Here is a 22,456-nt window from a genome sequence, read left to right as displayed (position 1 = left end):
CGGCGGCGTGCCGGCTGTGGGCGTTCCGCGGAACGCGCCCGGCACGTCACCCGCGTCCCGGCCGACTGCGGGGCCCCGGCCGGGGCCGGCCGCCCGGCGACCCGATCCGGCTCTGGCCGGGATCCCACCGGCCGCGTTCCGCGGAACGCGGCCGGTGGGCTGTGTCGCCCGGTGGGCTGTGCCGCCGGGTGCGCTGTGTCGCCCGGTGGGCTGTGCCGCCGGGTTGACTGTGCCGCCGGGTGGGCTGTGCCGCCGGGTGGGCTGTGCCGCCGGGTGGGCTGTGCCGCCGGGTGGGCTGGGCTGCCGGGTGGGCTGGGCCGCCTGGTGGGGGCGCTGAGCGGGACGAACGTCCCCGCCGGGCCGGGCCGGGCGGGCCGGGCGGGGCGGGCTGGGCCGGCGCCGGGCCTAGAGCAACCCGAGCTTGGTGGCCGCGTAGACGGCCTCGGCGCGCCGGGACACCATCAGTTTGCGCATCAGGTTCCCGACGTGGAACTTCACCGTGGTCTCGGAGATGAACAGCTCGGTGCCGATCGCGCGGTTGGACAGCCCCCGGGCCAGCAGCCGCAGCACGTCCAGCTCGCGATCGGTGAGCCGCTCCCGGTCCGGCATCCCGCCGGACAGCGAGCGCACCATCGCCGAGGCCGAGCGGGCGTCGAAGGCGCTCTCCCCGCGGGACACCGCGCGGATCGCCCGGACCAGCTCGGTGGTGTCGACGTCCTTCACGACGTAGCCGCGGGCCCCGGCCTGCACCGACTCCACGACGAGCCGGTCCTCGGCGAAGGTGGTCAGCACGAGCACGCCGATGCCGGGATGGTCGGCGCACAGCCTGCGGCAGACCTCCAGGCCGTCGGTCTGCGGCCCGGAGGCCAGCTTGAGATCCAGCAGCACCACCTGCGGGCGGCTGGCCGCGACCGCGGCGATGGCCTCGGCGGCGCTGCCCGCCTCGCCGACCACCCGCAGGTCCTCCTCGCGTTCCAGCACCGCGCGCAGACCCTGCCGCATGATCGAGTGGTCGTCGACCAGCACGATCCGGATCGGCCGGACGGCCGGCGGCTCCCGGCGGGCGGTCCCGCCACCACGCACGTCCGTGGTGCTCACGGGGTCTCCCTCCCGGTCGTCCCGAACGGGACGTCCACCTGCACCTGCAGCCCGCCGATCCGGGACCGGCGGAACCGCAGCGTGCCACCCATCTCGCGGGCCCGCGCGTCCATGTTGACCAGTCCACGATGCTCGCCGGAGGGGCCGCGGACCGACGCCGCGCGCAGGGTGCGCCGGATCTGGTCGGGGGCGGCGCCGCCGTCGTCGGACACCGACAGCCGGACCCGGTCGGGCTGGTAGGCCAGCCGCACCACCGCCCGGGACGCCGACGCGTGCATCGCGGTGTTGAACAGCGCCTCGCCGGCGATCCGGAACAACGACTGCTCGTGCTCGTGCGGCAGCGCCACCGGGGTGCCACCGATCGTGACCTCGACCCGCAGCTCGTCGGGCATGTGCACGGTGGACAGCTGCCGCAGCATCGAGGGCAGGTCCTTGTCGGCGTGGTCGTCGTCGTTCAGGGCGTAGATCGCCGAGCGGAGCTGCTCCACCGCGCGCCGGGTGAGGTCCTTCGCGGTGTCCAGGTGCTCCAGCAGCCGGGGGTCGTCGATCTCGCTGCGGCACAGCTCGATGTGCATGCCCGCGGAGAGCGCGTACTGGGTGACGCTGTCGTGCAGCTCGCGGGCGATCCGGTGCCGCTCGTTGTCCAGCACCTCGCGCTGGCGGGCCGCGCCGAGCGCCTGCTGGGTGCGCATCAGCTCGTCGTTGCGGGTGCGCAGGTCCTCGGCCTGCGCCGCGGTGCGGGCGTGCAGCCGCTCCGCCCGGTCCAGCAGGGCGCAGTTCTGCAACGCCGACGCGGTCTGGCCGGCCAGGATGCGCAGCACCGAGTGGTCGGTGTCGTCGATCTCCCGGTCCGGCGGGGTCCAGGCGACGAAGCCGCCGACGGTGCGGCCGTTCAACCGGATCGGGACGTGCAGGTGCCGCCGGTCGGAGTCGTCGTCGTCCTCGGTGCCGGTGCCGCCCTGCAGCAGGGTGATGTGCCTGCGCACCCGGTCCGGGACCAGCCGCAGCTCGGACCACTCGACGCCGTCCGGCCCGATCACCACGTGCCGGGGCTCGGCGTCGGTCAGTTCCCCGTCGACCAGTGCCAGTACCACCCAGTCCGCGGACAGGTGATCGGCGGCGGCGTCGGCGACCGCGCGGACCAGCGCCTCCGAACCCTCCATCGTGCGCACCAGCGCGGCCGAGATCCGGTCCAGCGAGCCGATGACCCGGCGCAGCCGCTCGGCGTTGACCCGGTACTCCGGGTAGAACGACGGCTTGCCCGAACGCAGGCCGGTGAGCGCGTCGAGATCGGGCCGCGGCCGGGGCCCTGGCGCCCGCTCGGCGGCCGGCGCGGGCGTCCGGCGGCTCGGGAAACGTGCCGCGGCGGTCATCGGACGGGGGACGCTGCGGGCGGCACTAGAGGGCCTCCCGGAACAGGTCCTCGATCTGGGCGACGCTCGCCGTGCGCGGGTTGGTGGTCAGGCAGGCGTCGCCCAGGGTGAGCCGGGCCAGTCGCGGCACGTCCGCCTCGCGGACCCCGATCGCGGCCAGCCCGGTCGGGACGCCCACCTCGTCGGCGAGCTTGCGGACCTCGGTGGCGACCATGTCGACGGCCTCGTCGCCCGGCATCCCGGGCCGCGCCGGCAGGCCCATCGCCTGCGCGATCGGGACGAACCGGGCCGGCTCCTGGGCGCCGTTGAACCGGATGACGTGCGGCAGCAGCACGCCGTTGATCAGCCCGTGCGGCAGGTCCAGCATGCCGCCGACCTGGTGGCTCATCGCGTGCGTCGCACCGAGGATCGCGTTGGTGAAGGCGAGACCGGCCTCCAGTGCGGCCTGGGCCATCGCGGTGCGCGGGCCGTCGTCCTGCCGGCGGATCATGGTGGTCGGCAGGTTGGCGTGCACGAGTGCGACGGCGTGCAGCGCGTGCGTGTCGGTCAGCGGGCCGTGTGCCAGCGAGACGAACGCCTCGATGCCGTGGGTCAGCGCGTCCAGCCCGGTGGCGGCGTTCAGCCAGTCCGGCATGGTGACCAGCAGTCGCGGGTCGATCACCGAGACGTCCGGCACCAGTGCCCGGCCCATGATGGTGATCTTGGTGAGCCGGGCGGTGTCGGTGATGATGCAGAACTGCGAGACGTCCGCGCCGGTGCCCGAGGTCGAGGGCACCATCACCAGCGGCGGGATCGGGTTGGAGATCCGGTCGATGCCCTCGTAGTCGCCGATCGCGCCGCCGTTCGCGGCGAGCAGCGCGATGCCCTTCGCGGCGTCGATCACCGAGCCGCCGCCGATGCCGACCACGACGTCGCAGCCGGAGCTCTGGTAGCGCTCGAACCCGGCCTGGATCTCGTGGTCCTTGGGGTTCGGGGTGATCTCGTTCCACAGCTGCGGGCGCAGGCCCGCGGAGCGCAGGTGGCGCAGCAGCTCGGCCGGCCAGCCCGCCTCGGTCACGCCCGGGTCGGTGACGACGAACGGCCGCCGGGCACCCAGGCGGACGGCCGCGTGTGCCGACTCGGGCAGCGAGTCCGGCCCGAAGACGATCTCGGGGGCGTGGAACTTCGACAACCGGGGGCGCGCCTCGGGCGGGCAGGCCGGCGAGCGGACCGTGTACCCGCCGTCGGAGCCGGGATGCGCCGGACCGCCGTCGAGTACCAGCACGGTGTCCCGCGCGGCGCTGCCGGATGGACCGGTGAGGACCACGCTGCCCCCCTCCCGCTGTCGAGCGTGCAGCCCACGGTACAGGGAGATCCGCAGGTCGGGGGAGTGCGCCGCCCTCTCCGAAAGCGGGGGATCCTCAGGAGGCGTGGATCGGTCCCTCCCGTTCGGCCAGCGGGATCCCGGCTCCGCCCCAGTGCTGGGCGATCATCTCGGCGGCGATCGACACGGCCGTCTCCTCGGGTGTCCGGGCACCCAGGTCGAGCCCGATCGGCGACGACATCCGGGCGATCTCGGCGTCGGTGACGCCCTTCTCCCGCAGCCGCTCGATCCGGTCGTCGTGGGTGCGCCGCGAGCCCATCGCCCCGATGTAGCCGACCGCGGGCAGCCGCAGCGCGACCTCCAGCAGCGGCACGTCGAACTTCGGATCGTGGGTGAGCACGCACAGCGCGGTGCGCTGGTCGATCCGGCCCGCGTCGGCCTCGGCCTGCAGGTAGCGGTGCGGCCACTCGACGACGACCTCGTTCGCGCCGGGGAACCGGCTGGCCGTCGCGAACACCGGGCGGGCGTCGCACACCGTCACCCGGAACCCGAGGAACGAGCCCATCCTGGCCACCGCCGCCGCGAAGTCGATCGCGCCGAACACGATCATCCGCGGCGGTGGCGCGAACGACTCGACGAAGACCTGCAGGCCCTCGCCGCGGCGCTCGCCGTTGACGCCGTAGGTGAGGGTGGCGTTGCGGCCGGAGTCGAGCAGCCCGCGCACGTCGTCGCGCACGGCGTCGTCGATCCGGTCCGAACCGGTCCCGCCCTCGACCCGGTCCGGCCACACGATCAGCCGCTTCCCGAGCCGCTCGACCGGTCCCGCGACGACGGTCGCGACCGCGACCGGCTCCTCGGACCGGATCGCCTCGCTGATCCGGCCGAGCTGCTCGTAGGTCTCCGGGGTCACCTTCTCCACGAAGATGTCCAGGATCCCGCCGCAGGTCAGGCCGACCGCGAACGCGTCGTCGTCGGAGACTCCGTAGCGTTGCAGCACCGGCCGGTCCTCGGCCAGCACCTGCTGGCCGAGCTCGTAGACCGCGCCCTCGACGCAGCCGCCGGACACCGATCCGACCGCTTCGCCGCCGGGTCCGACGAGCATCGACGCGCCCGGCTGGCGCGGCGCGGAGCGGAAGGTCCCGACCACCGTCGCCAGCGCGGCCGGCTCGCCCTTGCGCCACCAGCCTTCCAGCTGGTCGATGACGTCACGCATCTCTGACCACCTTCAGAAGTTTCTCGAGCGTGTCCAGGCTGTGCCCGGCCAGCAGATCGTCCAAGTGCGGGAGGGCCGCGACTATTCCGCCCTGGACCGGCGCGTAGCCGTCCTTGCCCGCGTGCGGGTTCACCCAGACCAGCCGGTGGGCGAGCCGGGAGAGCTGCTCGATCTGCTCGCCGAGCAGCTCGGTCCCGCCCCGCTCCCAGCCGTCGGAGAAGACCACGACGACCGCGCGCCGGGCCGCCCCGCGGCGCCCCCAGCGGTCCACGAACGCCTTGAGCACCTCACCCAGCCGGGTCCCGCCCGACCAGTCGGGGATCGCCTTCCCGGCCGCGCCGAGCGCGCGCTCGGCGTCGCGCTGGCGCAGCTCGCGGGTGATCCGGGTCAGCCGGGTGCCGAGGGTGAACGCCTCCACCGAGCGCGGTGCCCGGCGCACGAACGCGTGCGCGAACCGCATCAGCGCGTCCGCGTAGGGCTCCATCGAGCCCGACACGTCGATCAGCAGCACCACCTTGCGCGGCCGCCGCGAGGAGCTCCGGCGGCGGATCGCGGACAGCTCGCCCTGGTTGCGCAGCGCGGTGCGCAGGGTGCGCTGCGGGTCCGGCACGCCGCGCGGGGCGCGGCGCTTGCGGCGGGACGGGCGGGTCGGTGGCTCCGGCCGGAGCAGTGCCATCAGCCGGCGCAGGTGCTCGCGCTCGGCCGGGGAGAGCTCGGCCAGGTCGCGGCTGCGCAGCACCTCGGTGCCGGTGGCCGCGGCCTTGATCTGCGGGCCGTCCTCGGTGTCGTCGTCGCCGGAGCCCTCCCGCCCGGGGACGAGCGCGGCCAGCTTCGGCGGGGCCGGGGGCCGCTCGTCGCGGTTGGACGCCCGGCGCCCCTGGGACGGCTCGAACCAGGCCGGGAACGCCAGGTCGTAGCGCAGGACGTCGTCCGGGTCCCCGCACAGGGTCAGCCGCCCGGCCCAGTACGCCTGGTCCCGGTCGGTGACGTCGAGCGTGTCGAGGGCCTCCACGAACGCCGCGACCCGGTCCCCGGTCACCGGCACCCCCGCGGTGCGCAGCACCTCGGTGAAGCCGACCAGCCCGGTGAGCAGGGTGTCGGCGTGCAGCTGTTCGGCCGGCGGCACGGTCAGGACGCCAGCAGCGCGTCGAGCTGCTTGTGCACGCGGTCGGCGTCCTCCCGGTACTTGAGCACGGCGCCGAGGGTGCGTGCGGCGGACTCCGGATCGAGGTGCCGGGCCCCGATCAGCTGCAGCGCGCGTGCCCAGTCGAGGGTCTCGGCGACGCCCGGCGGCTTGATCAGGTCGCTGTGCCGCAGCTTCTGCACCGCGCGCGCGACGGCGGCGGCGAGCCGCTCGGGCACCTCGGGCAGCCTGCTGTGCAGGATCTCGATCTCCCGCTCGATCGTCGGGTGCTCCAGCCACAGGTAGAGGCAGCGGCGTTTGAGCGCGTCGTGCACCTCGCGGGTGCGGTTCGAGGTGAGGACGACGACCGGTGGGGTGTCGGCGCGGATCTCGCCGAGCTCGGGGATGGTGACGGCGTGCTCGGTGAGGACCTCGAGCAGGAAGGCCTCGAACTCGTCGTCGGCGCGGTCGATCTCGTCGATGAGCAGTACCGAGGGGCTGGTGCGCAGGGCGCGCAGGATGGGGCGGGCGAGCAGGAACCGCTCGTCGTAGAGGCTGTGTTCGACGGTGTCGGGATCGAGGGTGCCCTCGGTGCCGGTGGTGGCCTCGAGGGTGCGCAGGTGCAGCAGCTGGCGGGGGAAGTCCCAGTCGTAGAGGGCCTGGCCGGCGTCGATGCCGTCGTGGCACTGCAGCCGGATCAGCGGGGCGCCGAGTACCTGGGCGAGTGCCTGTGCGAGTGCGGTCTTGCCGGTGCCCGGCTCGCCCTCGCAGAACAGCGGGCGGTTCATCTGCATCGCCAGGTAGGTCGCCGTCGCGAGCCCGTCGTCGGCCAGGTAGCCGGTCGCGCGCAGAGCGGCGGCGAGCTCGGCCGGGCCGGTCGGGCCGGCGGGTGCGGAGTCGTTCACCGAACCAGCATGCCGGACGGGTGCTGCGGAGGGCCACAGCAGGAGGTCCCGGACCCCCGCCGGGGGTGGGGCAGGCGGCACGCGCCCATCCCCGTACCGACGAGCGGGAGGCCCGGAAGGTTCGAGATGCTTCCGATCAGGAACAGTTCATACCCGCGTGATACGTACGTGATGTGACGTCGTTGACCAGCGGCTTTAGGGTCGATCTGATAATTACAAGCCTGCAACCATGATTTCGCTCACCCTCTCGCTGTTTGACGAATTCTTTTCCTGCATTCACCTTTCTCGGCGGCCGGTCCGACCGGAGCGGCCAGTTGAACGAGCCAACATCCGGGCCCGCCGCGCCGAACCACCCCCGTCCTGCGGCAGCCCGGTCCGTCGAGGACCAGGAACGGGACGGGGACGGTAGCGAACACTTCCGCGGGCGTCGTCGACGTCGCTCCCCGGTCCCGATCGACGCTCCCCGGCGACGAACGGTGGGCACACCTGTGCCCGGGGACCACTGCGCGGCGGTGTGACCTGACCGGGCCGGCGCGGTGGGAGCACAGCAATGTCTCAGGGACCCAAGGGCCGAAGTCTCCTGCGCGTGGCCGTGGCGGGCCTCGTCACGGTCGGCGCCACGGCTGCGATCGCCGGTACCGCCAACGCCGCCCCGGACAGCGTCTGGGACCAGCTCGCGCAGTGCGAGAGCGGTGGCAACTGGTCGATCAACACGGGTAACGGGTACTCCGGCGGGCTGCAGTTCGCGCCGAGCACCTGGCGCGCCTTCGGGGGCACCGGGTCGGCGCACAACGCCAGCCGGGCAGAGCAGATCGCGGTCGCCGAGCGGGTGCTCGCGGCGCAGGGCTGGGGCGCCTGGCCCGCCTGCTCGTCGAAGCTGGGCATCCGCGGTCACGCGGCCGAGCCCGGCAAGCGCGTGAACGCCTCGGCCCCGGCCGCGCCCGCCGCCCCGGCGGCGTCGTCCGGCGGCGGCAGCTACACCGTCAAGGCCGGTGACACGCTGGGCCGCATCGCCGCCGCGAACGGCACCTCGGTCGCGCGGCTCGCCTCGCTGAACGGCATCTCGAACGTGAACCTGATCAGCGTGGGGCAGACCCTCAAGCTGGGCTGAGCAGGAGCTCCCGCCGCCCCGGACCGCCATCCGGGGCCGCGGCGCGGGGCGCGGTGTCCCCAGCACCCGCCCCGGCGGACGACGGCCCGGGTCCGCTCCCTGCGCGGAGCGGACCCGGGCCGCTGCGTCGTTCAGGTCGAGTTGACCCACTCGTCGGTGCCGTCGGCGAACCGCTGGTGCTTCCACACCGGCAGCAGCCGCTTCACCTCGTCGACCAGCTCGGCGCAGGCGGTGAACGCCTGGCCGCGGTGCTCGGCCGCGACCGCGCAGGCCAGCGCGACCTCGCCGATCGCCAGCGGGCCGATCCGGTGGCTCACCGCGAGTGCGCGCACGCCGGGGCTGCCGGCGGCGACCTGCTCGGCCACCTCGGCGACGATCCGGGCCGCGGTGGGGTGCGCGCTGTACTCCAGCCCGTGCACCGACTTCCCGCCGTCGTGGTCGCGGACCACCCCGGCGAACGTGACGACCGCGCCGGCCGCCGCGTGCTCGACCAGCCGGGCGTGCTCGTCGACGTCCAGCGGCTGCTCGCCGACGGCGGCCCGCAGCACCTCTGCTGCCATCAGTGGTCTCCTCCGCGCAACTGGTCCACGGCGTGGTCGAGCACGTGCTCGAGCACCCCGAGACCGTCCTTCACCCCGCCCGGGGAGCCGGGCAGGTTCACGACCAGGGTCCGGCGGGCCACCCCGGCGACGCCCCGGGACAGCACCGCGGTGGGGACGGCGGACTCGCCGGCCCGCCGGATCGCGTCGGCCAGCCCGGGGATCTCGTGGTCGAGGACCGCCCGGGTGGCCTCCGGGGTGGCGTCGGTGGGCGAGATGCCGGTGCCGCCGGTGGTGATCACGACGTCGACGCCCTCGTCGACCGCGGCGCGCAGCGCGCCGCCGACCGGCTCGCCGTCGGGGACGACCGCGGGATCGGGGGTCTCGTAGCCGCGCGCACGCAGCCACTCGGTGATCACCGGCCCGGCCCGGTCGGCGTAGACGCCCGCGGCGGCCCGGTTCGACGCGGTGACCACCCGCGCGCTGCGGCCGCTCACGAGCGGTCCGCCGGCCGGGTCCAGTGCCCGGTCTTGCCGCCGTCCTTGCGCTCGACCCGGACCGCGTCCAGCACAGCCGCCGGGTCCACCGCCTTGATCATGTCGTGCAGGGTGAGGCCGGCCACGGTGACCGCGGTGAGGGCCTCCATCTCGACGCCCGTGCGGTCGGTGGTCCGCACCTCGGCGCGGATCTCGATCCGGCCGTGGGCGCCCTCGGTGCCGGGGACCAGGTCCAGGGTGACCCCGCTGATCGCGATCGGATGGCAGAGCGGGACCAGGTCCGGGGTGCGCTTGGCGCCCATGATCCCGGCGATCCGGGCGGTGGCCAGTGCGTCGCCCTTGGGGAGGCCGTCGGACTCCAGCAGCCGGACGACCTCGGCGGTGGTCCGCAGGACGCCGGTGGCGACCGCGGCGCGGCGCCCGGGCTGCTTCTCCGAGACGTCCACCATGCGGGCCGCCCCGGCCTCGTCGACGTGGCTGAGCTCGGTACTCACCCCGCCGACCCTACGGCGGCGCCGCACACGCGGGGTGGTCGGCCCGGCACCCCGGCCACACGATAAAGTGTGATGTGCATCACGTTTGTTCTTTACAACACTCTGTTCCGATGCGCGTTTCGCGTTCGTGATCGGGCATTGCCACCTGCGGAAACCATTTATTCGATCTTGATCTGTCCGGAACGTCCGAAGACACGCCGGGTGGCCGTCGGCTTTCGCGTCGACCTGACGTCACCTACCTTCGAGCCCGGCCCGACCGACTCCCCGATCGCGGACGGGCCCCGGTGCCGCAGTGCTCCCTGTCCGGCGGCCACCGGTCCCCGAGGTTCTACGTGGGACAGGGCCGACAGCCAGGCGGATCCGGCGGCCACTCCCCGGCCACGGATCCGGCGCCCACCTCCCCGGGCGCAGGTCGGACGGCGCCACGGGGGAGATCCGTGCCATGGCTCGATACCGCGGCAAGCACCGCAAACCCAGCACGACCGGGCGGACGATCGCCCGGACGGCCGTCGCGGGCGCCGTGCTCGGCGCCCCCATGCTGGCGATCGTCCCGGCCGCGAACGCGGCCAGCGACGCCACCTGGGACCGGCTCGCGCAGTGCGAGAGCGGCGGCAACTGGTCCATCAACACCGGCAACGGCTACTACGGCGGGCTGCAGTTCAGCCCGAGCACCTGGAAGGCGTTCGGCGGGACCGAGTACGCCGCGTCCGCGCACCAGGCCACCCGCGCCGAGCAGATCGCCGTCGCCGAGAAGGTGCTGGCCGGGCAGGGCTGGAACGCCTGGCCGTCGTGCTCGAAGAAGACCGGTGCCTCCGGGTCCGCCACCCCGCGCACCGTCGAGCGCGACGCCGGCAGCCAGGCCCCGGAGCGGGTGAAGCTCAGCGCCCCGGCCTCCTCGGGCGGGACCTACACCGTGCAGGCCGGCGACACCCTCGGGAAGATCGCCGCCGCACACGGCGTCGGGCACTGGAAGAACCTGCTGGCCAAGAACCCGCACCTGGGTGCCGGCCAGCTGATCCACCCGGGTCAGGTCGTCAACGTCTGACCCCGGTCGCGGGTGACACCCCGGCCAGCCGACGCAGCTGGGCCGGGGTGTCGACGTCGTCGGGGACGGCGATGTCGGCGCACTCGACCAGCTCCAGCGCCGGGTGCCCGGCCAGGTAGCCGCGGGCGCCCGCGTCGCCCGCGGAGCTGCCCACCACGCCCGACCAGTGGTCCCGGCCGAGCAGTACCGGATGGCCGGGGACGCCGTCGTAGGCGGCCCGGCGCAGCGAGGCGTGGCCGGCGCCCTCGGCGACCCGGCGGATCGCCTCCGGGCCCACCCCGGGCAGGTCCACCAGGTGCACCAGCGCGGCCCCGGTGCCGGGCAGGTGGGTCAGCGAACCCAGCCCGCGCCGCAGCGAGGCGCCCATGCCCTCGTCCCAGTCCTCGGCGACGACCACGCCGACGTCGCTGCCCGCGGTGCCGAGGCCGGCGGCCCGCAGCACGTCGGTGACGTCGTCGGCGCGGGCGCCCAGCACCACCGTCACCGGGCCGCAGCCGCCGGCCTGCAGCGCCTTGACCGCGCGGACCGCGAGCGGCTCGCCGTGCAGCCGGACCAGCGCCTTCGGGGTGCCCATGCGACGCCCGGCGCCACCGGCGAGGAGCAGTCCGGCGACCACGGTCAGCGGTTGATCTCGGTGACCGGGTGCTCGTACGGCACGCTGTCCACAGGGAACTCGACGTCGCCGAACGGCGACATGTTGCCCTGCACGGTGCCCATGAGCTCGGTGACCGCGTGCCCGCCGTCCGGCAGGTGCGGCCAGTTCGGGTCGATCCGGTTGGTGTCGGCGGGCTTGGACGCCATCGGTTCCTCCAGCATCGGGCGGTGTCGCCGTCCAGTGTCGGCACCCAGTATCGCCGACGTCCGCCGTCCCCGTCCGCCCCGGTGCGGCCCACACCACCCGACTACCCTGGCGGTGGTGCAGACGTCCCTGGTCGAGTGGCTGCGCGGGCAGGACGACGGGTTCCTCGCCGCGCTGCTCCGCGCGCGCCCTGACCTCGCCGTCCCCCCGCCCGCCGATCTCACGGTGCTGGCGACCCGGGCCTCCATCCGGGCGTCGGTGCAACGCGCCTGCGAGGACCTCGGCACGGTCGCGCTGACCGTGCTGGAGGCGCTCGTGCTGGCCGGTGCGACCCGCGCCCCGGTGGACGGCACCCGGGCCACCGGCGGGCCGCGCGGCTGGCTCGGCCCGGACGTCGACCGGCGCACCTTCGCCGACGGGCTGGTCCCGCTGCGCGCCAGGGCGCTGGTGTGGGGCCCGGACGACGCGCTCGCCACGGTCCCGGCGGCCGCCGAGGTGGTCGGGCCGTTCCCGGCCGGGCTCGGCCGGGAGGTGGCCGGGCCGGCCGGCTCCGAACTGGACGCGCTGCTGGCCGAGGTCACGGCCGAGGAGCGCAAGGTGCTCGAGGTGCTCGCCGCCGGCCCGCCGATCGGGCGCTCGCGCGGCGCGGGCGACGGGTCCGGCGCGGTCGGCGCGCTGGTCTCGCGCGGGCTGCTGCTGCGCCGGGACCCGGACACCGTCGAGCTGCCCCGGCAGGTGGCGCTCGCGCTGCGCGGCGACCGCCCGATGGGCCCGCTCGACCTGTCCCGGCCGGACGTGCCGCTGCGCGAGCGGGATCCGTCCGTCGTGGACGGCACCGGTGCCGGTGCGGCGCTGGAGTTCCTGCGCCGGGTCGATCTCGTGCTGGAGTTCCTGGCGACCGACGGGCCGGGGGTGCTCCGCTCCGGCGGGTTCGGTGTGCGCGACCTGCGCCGGGCCGCCAAGGCGGCGGACACCGACGAGGCGACGGCCGCGCTGATCCTGGAGGTCCTGCACGGCGCCGACCTGATCGGCGACAGCGACTCGACCACGCCGGAGTGGCTGCCCACGCCGTCGTCGGACATCTGGGGGAGCGCGCCGGAGGAGTCGCGCTGGGCGGTGCTGGCCCGGACCTGGCTGGAGCTGCCCCGGCTGCCCGGACTGGTCGGCCGCCGGGACGAGGCCGACAAGCCGGTCACCGCGCTCTCCGACGGGCCGCGCAGGCCGCCCGCGGCGCGGGACCGGCGGCGGATCCTGCAGTCGCTCGCCGATCTGCCGCCGGGCACCTCGGTCGGCTCGGCCGCCGACCTGGCCCGGATCCTGGCCTGGGCGGCGCCGCGGCGCGGCGGCCGGCTGCGCGACGAGCTGGTGAGCTGGACGGTCGCCGAGGCGACCGGCATCGGCGTCGTGGCGCTCGACGCGCTGACCACCGCCGGGCGGGTGCTGCTCGATCCGGCGACCCGCGAGGCGCGCAACCCGACCGCGGTGGCGGCCGCACTGCACGCGGCGCTGCCCGCACCGGTCGAGGAGATCCTGCTGCAGGCCGACCTGACCGCCGTCGCACCCGGCCGGCTGTCCGCCGACCTGGCGCACGAGCTGGCGATGATCGCCGAGGTCGAGTCGGCGGGCGGGGCCACCGTCTACCGGTTCACCGAGCGGAGCCTGCGCCGCGCGCTGGACACCGGCCGCACCGCCGAGGACGTCAAGGACCTCCTCGCCCAGCGCTCCCGGACACCGGTCCCGCAGACCCTCACCTACCTGGTCGACGACGTCGCCCGGCGGCACGGCAGGCTGCGCGGCGCCGCCGTCGCCTGCTTCCTGCGCTCCGACGACGAGGTGCTGCTCTCCGAGGTGCTCGCCAAGGAGGGCACCGCGGAGCTGGGCCTGCGCCGGATCGCGCCGACCGTGCTGGTGAGCTCGCTGCCGCTGGCCGAGGTGCTGGACGGGCTGCGGGCCGCCGGGTTCAGCCCGGCCGCCGAAGACGCCGGCGGCGCGGTGCTCGACCTGGCCGCCCGGGGCAGGCGGGCGGAGTCGCGGCGGCGCGGGGCCGGCCCGCGGGCCGGAGCGGCCGGGGCGGACGGCCCCGTCGACCGGACCGACGAGCTGGTCGAGCGGCTGCGCGCGGGGGACGCGCTCGCCGGGGTGCGGGACAGCGTCGCCGGCCGCCGCGAGGCCACCGGGTCCACCGGCAACCTCGCCTCGTTGCAGGCCGCGGTGCGCGAGGGCCGGACCGTCTGGATCGGGTTCGTCGACAGCCACGGCGTCGCGGGCGACCGGGTACTGGCCCCCACCTCGGTCGGCGGGGGCGTCGTGGAGGGCCGGGACGCGCTCGACGGTGAGCTGCGCCGGATCCAGCTGCACCGGATCACGTCGATCGCGCCGGTCGAGCGCTAGCGGGCGCCGGCCGCCATCCGCTGGTGCATGGCGTGCTGAACCAGCGCGATCAGCGTCTCCTTCGTCGACTGCCGGTGCCGGGCGTCGCACACCACCATCGGGACGGACGGGTCGATCGACATCGCCTCGCGGACGTCCTCCAGCTCGTGCTGCAGGTGGCCGTCGAAGACGTTCACCCCGATCACGTACGGCAGGTTGCGGTCCTCGAAGAAGTCGATCGCGGCGAACGAGTCGGCCAGCCGGCGGGTGTCGACCAGCACCACGGCGCCGATCGCGCCGCGGACCAGGTCGTCCCACATGAACCAGAAGCGCTGCTGGCCGGGCGTGCCGAACAGGTACAGCACCAGGTCGGAGTCCAGCGAGACGCGGCCGAAGTCCATCGCGACCGTCGTCGAACGTTTGTTGGGGGTGGCCGAGAGGTCGTCGTGCGACGAGCTCGCCTCGGTCATCACCGCCTCGGTGGTCAGCGGCATGATCTCCGAGACCGACCCGACGAAGGTGGTCTTGCCGACGCCGAACCCACCGGCGACGACGATCTTGGCCGACATCGTCGCGGTACGCGCGACGGGCCTGGGCGGCTGTGGCGGCTGTGGCCTAGAGCCGACGGAGTCCACTCAACACCCTTTCCATCAGCGCGAGGTCCGGCACGTCGCCGGGGGTGCTCGCGGTCTGGTGAACGGTCACCGTGCCGCTCGAGGCCATGTCCCCGAGCAGTACCCGGGCAACGCCCAGGGGGAGCGAGAGCAGCGCCGCGACCTCGGCGACCGAGCGGGTCTGCTCGGCCAGCAGGTCGGCGACGGTGCGGTGCTCCATCGGCAGCCGTTCCAGCTGGTTGCGGGCCCGGCTGCTGACCGAGACGAGGGTCTCGACGGCCAGCTCGTAGCCCGACTTCGTGCGTCCCCTGGTCCACGCGTAGGGCCGCACGAACGAGGCCCCACCGGGAGCGGGCGGTGGCGGCGCGGCCGCCGGACCCGGGTACGGGGAGGGCTGGTCGCCGCGGATCGCGTCCCGCTCACCGGGGGTGGGCGGCAGCCCGTAGGCGGCCGACCCGCTGATCGGTCCGGTCATCTCGGCGGGCGACGGCGGCGGCGCCTGCCGGGGGCTCTCCTCCGGTACGTCGTCCCCGGCCCGGCCCCAGCCCCATCGCCGTTTTCTGGGCTTGCGCCTGGAGTCCAGGCTGAACCCGTTCATGACGTCGGCGAACGTGGGCTCGGGGCCCTGCCCGCCCGGGTCCTGTGTCATCGGATCTCACCTACCCTGGCCGATCCTGCTGCGATGGGGGTCATGACGTCTGCTCAGGGACCGAACGAGCCCTGCAGCTCCGCGCGGAGCTCCGGCGTGAGGAGCTGGCCGACCCGGTCGACCAGCAGCGTCATCTCGTAGCCGACCAGGCCGATGTCGCAGCTCGGCGAGGCCAGCACGGCCAGGCAGGAACCGTCGCTGATGGACATCAGCAGCACGATCCCGCGGTCCATCTCGACCACGGTCTGCACCACACCACCCGCGTCGAAGCAGCGGGCCGCGCCCTGGGTCAGGCTGATCAGGCCGGACGCGACCGCCGCGAGCTGGTCGGCCCGGTCCCGCGGGAGCCGGTCCGACGCGGTCAGCAGCAGCCCGTCGGCCGACACCACGATCGCGTGCGCGACGCCGGGGACACGCTCTGCGAAGTTGGTGACCAGCCAGCCGAAACGGCTCTGGCTGGGCTGTGCCTGCGGTGCCCTCACTGGTTCTCCTCAGGGTCGGACTGGTTCGTTCGGTCACCGGACGGCTCGGGGGTGCCGTCGGTCGTGGTGCGCGAGGCGTACTGCCTGCCGGACGCGCTCTCCCGGCCCTGGCGCACGCCCTGCTGGTAGCTCGCCAGCCGGCCGCGCACGCTCTCCGCGTTCCGCGACTCGCCTGCCGGAGCGGGGCTGAGCACGGTGGATCCTGCCGCACTGCCGGGGAGCAACCGCGCCCGCGGTCGCCGCTTGGGCAGTCCGGCCGAGGTGGTCTCGTCCGGTTCGTCGGTCCCGGGCTCCTCACCGGCGACCTCGCGGGCCTGCCGCCAGGCGTCGTCGGCCGGGGAGGAGAAGCCCGCCGCACCGGTCCGTCCGGACGGCGCCTCGGGCTGTGCCGCGGGACCGTCGGCCTGGGCGGGCGAGCCGTCCTGCCAGCGGACCGGCACCGAGCGGTTGGACCGGAACCAGGCCGAGGCGATGTCGTCGAAGATCGGCGTCGTCTGGCTCATGTCGAAGCCGTTCTGCTGCGACCGGGCCGCCTCCAGGGCCCCCGGACGGCGCAGCTGGCCGCGGTCACCCTCGACCGGCACCTTCGGCGCGAACAGCTCGTCCTGGTTCGGTCCCGGCCGCCCGGCCGGGGGCCTGCCCTCGGCCGGACCGCGTGCGGTGACCGGCCGCTTGGGCAGCGGTGCGCCGTTCGGGCCGCGGGTGGGCGCGCCGTCCGGGTGCGGCACCGGGCCGCCCCGGCCGGGGCCCGGCGAGGGCCGGCGGACGGGCAGGCCCGGTCCGGGGCCGCCCGGCATCACCGGACGCGGCGACGGGCCGGGACGGTTGCCGTTCGGCCGGGTCCCGGGCGGGCCGCCCATCGGCTCCCGGCCGGAGGGCCGGACCGCGGGGAACGACCGGGTGTCGGTCGCCGGGCCCGGTGCGGGCGCGGCCGGGGCGGACCCGGTGGACCCGTCCGAACCGGGCGCGTCGCCGGTCCGGTCACCGGTCCGCTCGTCGTCGGTCGCCGGGCCGGTGGCGCCGCCGTCCGGGCCGGCGTCGGTGGTGTCCGTGCTGCCGGAGCCGGCCGGTGCGGCGGTCCCGGTGCCCTCGGTGAACCCGGCGATCTCGGCGGTGCCGGCCGGGGACTCCCCGGCGCCCGCGTCGGCGTCACCGGAGGTCCCGGCGTCCGAGGTCCCGGCATTCGAGGTCCCGGCATTCGAGGTCCCGGCGTCCGCGGGCTCGGTGGACGCGGCCCCGGTCGAAGCGGTCCCGGCCGCCGCGGCGTCGGCGTCGGCGGGGGCCGGGCCGTCCTCGGTGGCGGCGTCCATGACGACCGTGTCGTCCAGGTCGCGGTCGCCGCGCCGGGCGGCCGCGGCACCTGCCGCGAAGGCACCGCCGAGTCCGAGCGCGGCCGCGGGGCCCATCCCGGACCGGTCCGCGGGCGTCCGGTCCCCGGCAGCGGCCGGGTCGGTCCCGGTGCCGTCCGCGGCGACGCTCCCGGCGCGCTCGGTGGTGGGGATCCCGGCGGCGTCGGTGGCGGTGCTGCTGTCGGTGCTGCTGCCGTTCTGGGCGCCGCTCCGGGTGCCGGCCCCGTCCACTGCCGCGTCGGCGCCGTCGGCCAACGGGTCGGCCGTGTCGGTGCCGCCGACGGTGTCCCCGGCGGAGACGGCGTTGCCGGCCGCGGTGTGCTCGGCCGCCGCGGCGTCGTCGGAGATGTCGGCGGTGCCGGTGGGGTCGGTGGGGTCGCCGGCGCCGTCGGCCAGGTCGGCCGCCGCGTCGGAGGTGTCGGTCCCGTCGGCCGTGCTGTGGTCCGTGTCAGGGTCCGTGCCGAGGTCCGTGCCGTGGTCCGTGCCGTGGTCGTAGCCGGAGCCCGGCTCCGCGCCGTCACGGCCGCCGGCCGGGGCGCCGGGCAGGTCCGGCCCGGTGCCCTGCGGCGGGAGCGCCCCGTCGCCCGGGGTGCCCGCGGGACCGCTGCCACCGGCGACCGGGTCGCCGGCCGGGGTGAAGACGTCGGCCGGGGTGCGGTCATCGCCCGCCGGTGCTCCCGGGGACGGCGCGAAGGCCTGCAGCCCGCCCGGGGCGAACCCGTTCGGCGCGGCCTCCGTCCCGTTCACCGCATCGCCGGTGGGCTCCGGGGCGTTCTTGCGCAGCGACGAGCCGGGCCTGCGGGTCGGCAGCGCCGCCGCGGAGCCGTTGCGGGCGCCGCCGGTGGCGGTGCTGCCCGCCTCGAACGTCGGGGTCAGCGGGCCGTCGGACCCGGCGACCATCGACGGCAGCGAGCCGCCGCGACCGGAACCGTTCATCGCGACCCGGCGGTCGCCGCCGTCCGGTGCCGGACGGGGGGCCGGGGACTCCGGCGGCTCCGGGGCCGGCGGCGGCGGGGCCTGCGGGGCGGGGGCCGCGGGCAGGGCCGCGGCCGGTCCGCCGTCGCGGCGCTGCTCGGGCAGCTGCGCCGAGGGCACCAGGGTCGCCGGGACGGTCACCGAGGCGTTCAGCCCGCCGGAACCGCTGCCGACCGCCGCCGACGCCAGCCGGACACCGATCCGGTGCCGGGCGGCCAGCCGGCCGACCACGAACAGGCCCATCCGGCGGGACGCCGAGACGTCGACCTCGGCCGGGCCGGAGAGTCGCTGGTTCGCGTCCGCCAGCTCGGCGTCGAGCATGCCGACACCGCGATCGGAGATCTCGATCAGCAGCGACTCGTCCGCGGTCCGGGTGGTGCTCATGATGACCTGGGAGTCCGGCGGCGAGAAGTTCGTCGCGTTGTCCAGCAGCTCGGCCAGCAGGTGGACGAGGTCGTTCGCGGCGCGGCCGGCGATCGTGGCGTTCGGCGGGGTCTGCACGACGACCCGCTGGTACTGCTCGACCTCGGACACCGCGGCCCGCAGCACGTCCACCACCTGCACCGGCGCCACGTTCCGCTTGGCGAGGTCGGTGCCGGCGAGGACCAGCAGGTTCTCGCTGTTGCGCCGCATACGGGTCGCCAGGTGGTCGAGCTGGAACAGGTTGGACAGCTGGTCCGGGTCCTGCTCGTTGCTCTCCAGCTGCTCGATCAGCTGCAGCTGGCGCTCGACCAGCGCCTGCGAACGCCGGGACAGGTTGACGAACATGCTGTTGACGTTCTGCTGCAGTGCGACCTGGTCGGCCGCCAGGCGGATCGCCTGGCCGTGCACCGCGTCGAACGCCCTGGCGACCTCGCCGATCTCGTCCCGGCTGTCCAGCGGCACCGGCTCGACCAGCGCGTTCGGTGCCTGGCCGGAGCGCATGCCCTCGACCGCCGCGGGGAGCTTGCGCTCCGCGACGTCCAGCGCCGAGCTGCGCAGCAGCCGCAGCGAGCGGACCATCTGCCTGCCGAGCAGCAGGATGATGCCGCCGGTGAGCAGCAGGGTCAGCATCAGCAGCACGGAGTTGAGGCCCGCGGTGTTGCCCGCCTGCTCCGCGGCGGCGGTCCGCCGGTCCACGAAGGCCTGCTCCGCGGCCTGCGTTGACTCGTCGACCGCCTGCGTCGAACGGTCCACCGCGGTGTTCCAGACGGCGGCGTCGACCTGCGGCGCCTCACCCGCGGGGGTGGCCAGCACCTGGTCGCGCAGGGCGGTCCGCTCGGCGTCGACCGGGCCGGCGGCGAAGTCGCCGAACGCGCCCGCCTGGTCCTGGGTCAGCGCCAGCTGCACGTCGCCCGCCGCGGTGCGGAAGGCGGCCTCCGCGGTGTTCATCCGGGCCCGGGACGCCTCGTCGAGCTGACCGGCGGCGAGCGCGGTGTTCACCACGGTGCGCTCCAGCTGGAGCGACTCGCGGGCGGTGGCGCCGGCGGCGATCGCGGTGGTCAGACCGGCCGTGTCGGCGGTCTGCAGGCGACCGACCAGCGCCCGGTCCAGCGCGAGCGTGCGCTGCACGATCGAGGTGTAGCGGGTGGTCACGTCGGCCGCGGGGGTCGGGCCGCCCGCGACCTGCGAGCGGATCACCGGGAGCTGGCCCAGCGTCGTCTCGGCCTGCCGGCGGGCGGCGGCCAGCTGCGGCTCCTGCTCCTCGGCGGCGTCGAGCTGTGCGGTGGTGTTCCGCAGTGCCTCGTCGGTCGTGGCCTGCGCGCCGTCGACCTGCGCGCGGTCCCCGAGCCGGTTGCCGGCGACGAAGGTGGCGGCGACGTCGCGCTCCGCCTGCAGCGCCCCGGTGAGCGTCTCGATCTGCTGGTGGACCTGGACCAGGCCGCTCCCGCGGCCGAGCTCCTCGGCCACGTTGGCCTGGTCGACGACCCGGATCGCGCCGATGCTCAGCGCGAGCACCGTCGGGACCAGGCCCACGACCACCAGCTTGGTGACCAGGCTCCAGTTCCGGGGGTCGAGTCGTTCCGAGAGGGTGGTCGGGCGTTCCGTGTTGGTCACGGTGGTCACGGCGCGGTCTCCCTGTCGGTCTCCGGTCCGGGCACGGGCAAGGGCGCTCCCGGGTGGTCCCGGCGGGCGGCGGGCGGCCGGGCCGGCCGTGTGGCGTCGCGGAGGGGGAGCATCAGCGGGTCCGGTGCGCCTTTCGGGTCACGACGAACCCTCCCGACCGTTCCCCGCGCCGACACGGATGCGGCGGCTGCCGCGCTCCGGGGGAGCCGGGCGGATATGATCGTGCAGGGTCTCGTCTGTGCATGACGGACGGCTCAGGAGTCTAGCCCCCACGACGGGGTGGTCCCGAGCGGCGTAGCAGCCCTCACCGTCCGATCACGTGACGTGACGCACGCCGACCGTTCGTCTCCGCTCGTCGCCCGGCGGTCTTGCACTGCTCCGATTACCGACGTCGAAGGGATCCGTTCCGTGACCGACGGTCCACTGATCGTGCAATCCGACAAGACCCTTCTGTTGGAGGTCGACCATCCGGACTCGGCCGAGGCGCGCGCGGCGATCGCCCCGTTCGCGGAACTGGAGCGGGCCCCGGAGCACGTGCACACCTACCGGGTCACACCGCTCGCCCTGTGGAACGCGCGTGCCGCCGGTCACGACGCGGAGCAGGTCGTCGACGCGCTCGTCCGGTGGGCCCGTTATCCGGTCCCGCAGCCGCTGCTGGTCGACGTGGTCGACACGATGGGCTGTTACGGGCGGCTGCAGCTGTCCAACCACCCCACCCAGGGCCTGGTGCTGACCGCGCTGGACCGCGCGGTGCTGGAGGAGATCCTCCGGCAGAAGAAGATCAGCCCGATGCTGGGCGCCCGGATCGACGACGACACGGTGGTGGTCCATCCGTCCGAGCGCGGCCGGCTCAAGCAGGCGCTGCTCAAGGTCGGCTGGCCGGCCGAGGACCTGGCCGGCTACGTCGACGGCGAGGCGCACCCGATCGACCTGGTGCAGGACGACTGGACGCTGCGCGACTACCAGCAGCAGGCGGTCGACGGGTTCTGGGACGGCGGCTCCGGGGTGGTCGTGCTGCCCTGCGGCGCGGGCAAGACCCTGGTCGGCGCGGCCGCGATGGCCCGGGCCGGGGCGACCACGCTGATCCTGGTCACCAACACCGTCGCCGGGCGGCAGTGGAAGCGCGAGCTGGTCGCCCGGACCTCGCTCACCGAGGACGAGATCGGCGAGTACTCCGGCGAGCGCAAGGAGATCCGCCCGGTCACGATCGCGACCTACCAGGTCGTCACGCGCAGGACCAAGGGCGAGTACAAGCACCTGGAGCTGTTCGACTCGCGGGACTGGGGCCTGGTCGTCTACGACGAGGTCCACCTGCTGCCCGCGCCGGTGTTCCGGATGACGGCGGACCTGCAGTCCCGGCGCCGGCTCGGGCTCACCGCGACGCTGGTCCGCGAGGACGGCCGCGAGGGCGACGTGTTCTCGCTGATCGGGCCGAAGCGCTACGACGCCCCGTGGCGGGACATCGAGGCGCAGGGCTGGATCGCCCCGGCCGAGTGCGTCGAGGTGCGGGTCACGCTGACCGACGCCGAGCGGATGGCCTACGCGACCGCCGACTCCGAGGAGCGCTACCGGACGGCGTCGACGGCACGCACCAAGCTCAACGTCGTGCAGGCGATCCTGGACCGGCACCGCGGCGAGCCGACCCTGGTCATCGGCGCCTACCTGGAACAGCTGGAGGAGCTGGGCGAGAAGCTGGACGCGCCGATCGTGCAGGGCTCCACCCGCAACCGGGAGCGGGAGCGGCTGTTCGAGGAGTTCCGCAGCGGCCGGATCGACCGGCTGGTCGTCTCCAAGGTCGCGAACTTCTCGATCGACCTGCCCGAGGCGACGGTCGCGGTGCAGGTCAGCGGCACCTTCGGCTCCCGGCAGGAGGAGGCGCAGCGGCTCGGGCGGCTGCTGCGGCCCAAGGGTGACGGACGGCAGGCGCACTTCTACTCGGTCGTCTCCCGGGACACCGTGGACACCGACTACGCGGCGCACCGGCAGCGGTTCCTGGCCGAGCAGGGCTACGCCTACCGGATCGTCGACGCCGACGACCTGCTGGGCCCGGCGCTCCCGGACGCCAGCTGACCGCAGGGCCGACACACCGGCACCCGATGGGGGCGCGAACCCGGCGCGCCGAGGTGTTCACGGGCACACTGGCGGTTCCGGTGCCGCTCGATCCGGGGAGGGACGCGTGTCGACGACCATGTGGGTCCTCGTCGGCCTCGCCGCGTGGGTGCTCGTCGGCCTGGCGGTCGCGCTCGTCCTCGGCCGGATGATCCGGATGCGCGACCGGGAGTCCCCCGGCCCGCCGGACGAGCAGCCGGGCGGCGGCGAGGGGACCGCTGCGCCGCGGCCGCGCCGCGCCGCGGAGCCGCCGCAGCCCGGAGGGGGCCGGGACCCGCGTCCCTGATCCCGCAGGCCCCGGGTCCGGGGTCGGTCTCCGGGGCGATCCGGAGTCCGCGGCGGCGCGCGCCGGGCACCGTGGG

Annotated in this window: 20 protein-coding genes; 5 read left to right on the top strand and 15 right to left on the bottom strand. The window is 75.1% G+C overall.

The window, feature by feature from the left end; all coding sequences use genetic code 11:
• Positions 1–405 precede the first annotated feature (405 nt).
• The 6 genes from ABD160_RS10975 to ABD160_RS10950 form a co-directional block, all read right to left on the bottom strand.
• Positions 406–1,098 (bottom strand): MadR family response regulator transcription factor, encoded by a 693-nt coding sequence (locus tag ABD160_RS10975; RefSeq protein ID WP_344021153.1) that lies wholly within the window; start codon positions 1,096–1,098, stop codon positions 406–408.
• Positions 1,095–2,471, bottom strand: coding sequence for a MadS family sensor histidine kinase (locus ABD160_RS10970; RefSeq protein WP_344021151.1), 1,377 nt, complete (start codon positions 2,469–2,471; stop codon positions 1,095–1,097). The genes ABD160_RS10975 and ABD160_RS10970 overlap by 4 nt, the downstream gene beginning before the upstream one ends.
• A gap of 25 nt (positions 2,472–2,496) precedes the next feature.
• Positions 2,497–3,777 (bottom strand): iron-containing alcohol dehydrogenase, encoded by a 1,281-nt coding sequence (locus ABD160_RS10965; protein ID WP_344021149.1) that lies wholly within the window; start codon positions 3,775–3,777, stop codon positions 2,497–2,499.
• Positions 3,778–3,871: 94 nt separating this feature from the next.
• Positions 3,872–4,987: an XdhC family protein gene (locus tag ABD160_RS10960; protein WP_344021147.1), complete on the bottom strand. Its 1,116-nt coding sequence runs from the start codon at positions 4,985–4,987 to the stop codon at positions 3,872–3,874.
• On the bottom strand, positions 4,980–6,113 hold the full coding sequence (locus ABD160_RS10955) for a vWA domain-containing protein (protein WP_344021144.1): 1,134 nt from the start codon (positions 6,111–6,113) through the stop codon (positions 4,980–4,982). The genes ABD160_RS10960 and ABD160_RS10955 overlap by 8 nt, the downstream gene beginning before the upstream one ends.
• A 2-nt stretch (positions 6,114–6,115) precedes the next feature.
• The gene (locus tag ABD160_RS10950) at positions 6,116–7,015 is read right to left on the bottom strand and encodes an AAA family ATPase (RefSeq protein ID WP_344021141.1); all 900 of its coding nucleotides are present in this window, start codon (positions 7,013–7,015) and stop codon (positions 6,116–6,118) included.
• Between the two features lie 550 nt (positions 7,016–7,565).
• On the opposite strand from ABD160_RS10950, the gene ABD160_RS10945 reads away from it, so the two are divergent.
• Positions 7,566–8,126: a LysM peptidoglycan-binding domain-containing protein gene (locus ABD160_RS10945; RefSeq protein WP_344021138.1), complete on the top strand. Its 561-nt coding sequence runs from the start codon at positions 7,566–7,568 to the stop codon at positions 8,124–8,126.
• A gap of 131 nt (positions 8,127–8,257) precedes the next feature.
• Here the strand turns inward: ABD160_RS10945 and ABD160_RS10940 are convergent, their stop codons facing one another.
• Genes ABD160_RS10940 through moaC form a run of 3 tightly spaced genes read right to left on the bottom strand, consistent with a single transcriptional unit; the run spans position 8,258 to position 9,656 of the window.
• Positions 8,258–8,686: a molybdenum cofactor biosynthesis protein MoaE gene (locus ABD160_RS10940; RefSeq protein ID WP_344021136.1), complete on the bottom strand. Its 429-nt coding sequence runs from the start codon at positions 8,684–8,686 to the stop codon at positions 8,258–8,260.
• Positions 8,686–9,162 carry a MogA/MoaB family molybdenum cofactor biosynthesis protein gene (locus ABD160_RS10935; RefSeq protein WP_344021134.1) on the bottom strand — a complete coding sequence of 159 codons (477 nt, stop codon included), beginning with the start codon at positions 9,160–9,162 and terminating at the stop codon, positions 8,686–8,688. The genes ABD160_RS10940 and ABD160_RS10935 overlap by 1 nt, the downstream gene beginning before the upstream one ends.
• On the bottom strand, positions 9,159–9,656 hold the full coding sequence (gene moaC, locus ABD160_RS10930) for a cyclic pyranopterin monophosphate synthase MoaC (RefSeq protein ID WP_344021132.1): 498 nt from the start codon (positions 9,654–9,656) through the stop codon (positions 9,159–9,161). The genes ABD160_RS10935 and moaC overlap by 4 nt, the downstream gene beginning before the upstream one ends.
• A 442-nt stretch (positions 9,657–10,098) precedes the next feature.
• Between moaC and ABD160_RS10925 the strand changes: the two genes are divergently transcribed.
• Positions 10,099–10,701 carry a LysM peptidoglycan-binding domain-containing protein gene (locus ABD160_RS10925; RefSeq protein WP_344021129.1) on the top strand — a complete coding sequence of 201 codons (603 nt, stop codon included), beginning with the start codon at positions 10,099–10,101 and terminating at the stop codon, positions 10,699–10,701.
• Here ABD160_RS10925 and ABD160_RS10920 read toward each other — a convergent pair.
• A complete protein-coding gene (locus ABD160_RS10920; RefSeq protein WP_344021127.1) occupies positions 10,691–11,317 on the bottom strand; it encodes a nucleotidyltransferase family protein in 627 nt (208 codons plus the stop codon). The two genes, ABD160_RS10925 and ABD160_RS10920, sit on opposite strands and share 11 nt — an antisense overlap.
• A gap of 2 nt (positions 11,318–11,319) precedes the next feature.
• A complete protein-coding gene (locus tag ABD160_RS10915) occupies positions 11,320–11,502 on the bottom strand; it encodes a hypothetical protein (RefSeq protein ID WP_344021125.1) in 183 nt (60 codons plus the stop codon).
• Between the two features lie 112 nt (positions 11,503–11,614).
• Between ABD160_RS10915 and ABD160_RS10910 the strand changes: the two genes are divergently transcribed.
• Entirely contained in the window at positions 11,615–13,891 is a 2,277-nt protein-coding gene (locus ABD160_RS10910; RefSeq protein ID WP_344021123.1) for a helicase-associated domain-containing protein, read from the top strand.
• On the opposite strand, the gene ABD160_RS10905 is transcribed toward ABD160_RS10910, so the two are convergent.
• From ABD160_RS10905 to ABD160_RS10890, 4 genes are read right to left on the bottom strand one after another with little or no spacing between them, the layout of a single operon-like run.
• On the bottom strand, positions 13,888–14,505 hold the full coding sequence (locus ABD160_RS10905; protein ID WP_425563600.1) for a GTP-binding protein: 618 nt from the start codon (positions 14,503–14,505) through the stop codon (positions 13,888–13,890). The two genes, ABD160_RS10910 and ABD160_RS10905, sit on opposite strands and share 4 nt — an antisense overlap.
• A complete protein-coding gene (locus ABD160_RS10900; RefSeq protein WP_344021119.1) occupies positions 14,486–15,133 on the bottom strand; it encodes a DUF742 domain-containing protein in 648 nt (215 codons plus the stop codon). Before ABD160_RS10900 ends, ABD160_RS10905 begins: the two co-directional genes overlap by 20 nt.
• A gap of 53 nt (positions 15,134–15,186) precedes the next feature.
• Positions 15,187–15,615 carry a roadblock/LC7 domain-containing protein gene (locus ABD160_RS10895; protein WP_085910464.1) on the bottom strand — a complete coding sequence of 143 codons (429 nt, stop codon included), beginning with the start codon at positions 15,613–15,615 and terminating at the stop codon, positions 15,187–15,189.
• Positions 15,612–19,985 carry a nitrate- and nitrite sensing domain-containing protein gene (locus ABD160_RS10890; RefSeq protein ID WP_344021115.1) on the bottom strand — a complete coding sequence of 1,458 codons (4,374 nt, stop codon included), beginning with the start codon at positions 19,983–19,985 and terminating at the stop codon, positions 15,612–15,614. The genes ABD160_RS10895 and ABD160_RS10890 overlap by 4 nt, the downstream gene beginning before the upstream one ends.
• A gap of 408 nt (positions 19,986–20,393) precedes the next feature.
• Between ABD160_RS10890 and ABD160_RS10885 the strand changes: the two genes are divergently transcribed.
• Together ABD160_RS10885 and ABD160_RS10880 are read left to right on the top strand one after the other, a co-directional pair.
• Positions 20,394–22,055, top strand: a complete 1,662-nt coding sequence (locus ABD160_RS10885; protein WP_344021113.1) for a DNA repair helicase XPB — start codon at positions 20,394–20,396, stop codon at positions 22,053–22,055.
• A gap of 106 nt (positions 22,056–22,161) precedes the next feature.
• Entirely contained in the window at positions 22,162–22,380 is a 219-nt protein-coding gene (locus tag ABD160_RS10880; protein ID WP_344021111.1) for a hypothetical protein, read from the top strand.
• The last annotated feature ends 76 nt before the right edge of the window (positions 22,381–22,456 follow it).

Source organism: Pseudonocardia kongjuensis, assembly GCF_039526905.1.
Taxonomy (GTDB): Bacteria; Actinomycetota; Actinomycetes; order Mycobacteriales; family Pseudonocardiaceae; genus Pseudonocardia; species Pseudonocardia kongjuensis.
This window is presented reverse-complemented; position numbering and strand designations above follow the sequence as displayed.

Coding starts and splice junctions, on each gene's coding strand:
- ABD160_RS10945 (WP_344021138.1), top strand. CDS start 7,566: ATGTCTCAGGGACCCAAGGGCCGAAGTCTCCTGCGCGTGGCCGTGGCG.
- ABD160_RS10915 (WP_344021125.1), bottom strand. CDS start 11,502: ATGGCGTCCAAGCCCGCCGACACCAACCGGATCGACCCGAACTGGCCG.
- ABD160_RS10900 (WP_344021119.1), bottom strand. CDS start 15,133: ATGACACAGGACCCGGGCGGGCAGGGCCCCGAGCCCACGTTCGCCGAC.
- ABD160_RS10960 (WP_344021147.1), bottom strand. CDS start 4,987: ATGCGTGACGTCATCGACCAGCTGGAAGGCTGGTGGCGCAAGGGCGAG.
- ABD160_RS10970 (WP_344021151.1), bottom strand. CDS start 2,471: ATGACCGCCGCGGCACGTTTCCCGAGCCGCCGGACGCCCGCGCCGGCC.
- ABD160_RS10925 (WP_344021129.1), top strand. CDS start 10,099: ATGGCTCGATACCGCGGCAAGCACCGCAAACCCAGCACGACCGGGCGG.
- ABD160_RS10940 (WP_344021136.1), bottom strand. CDS start 8,686: ATGGCAGCAGAGGTGCTGCGGGCCGCCGTCGGCGAGCAGCCGCTGGAC.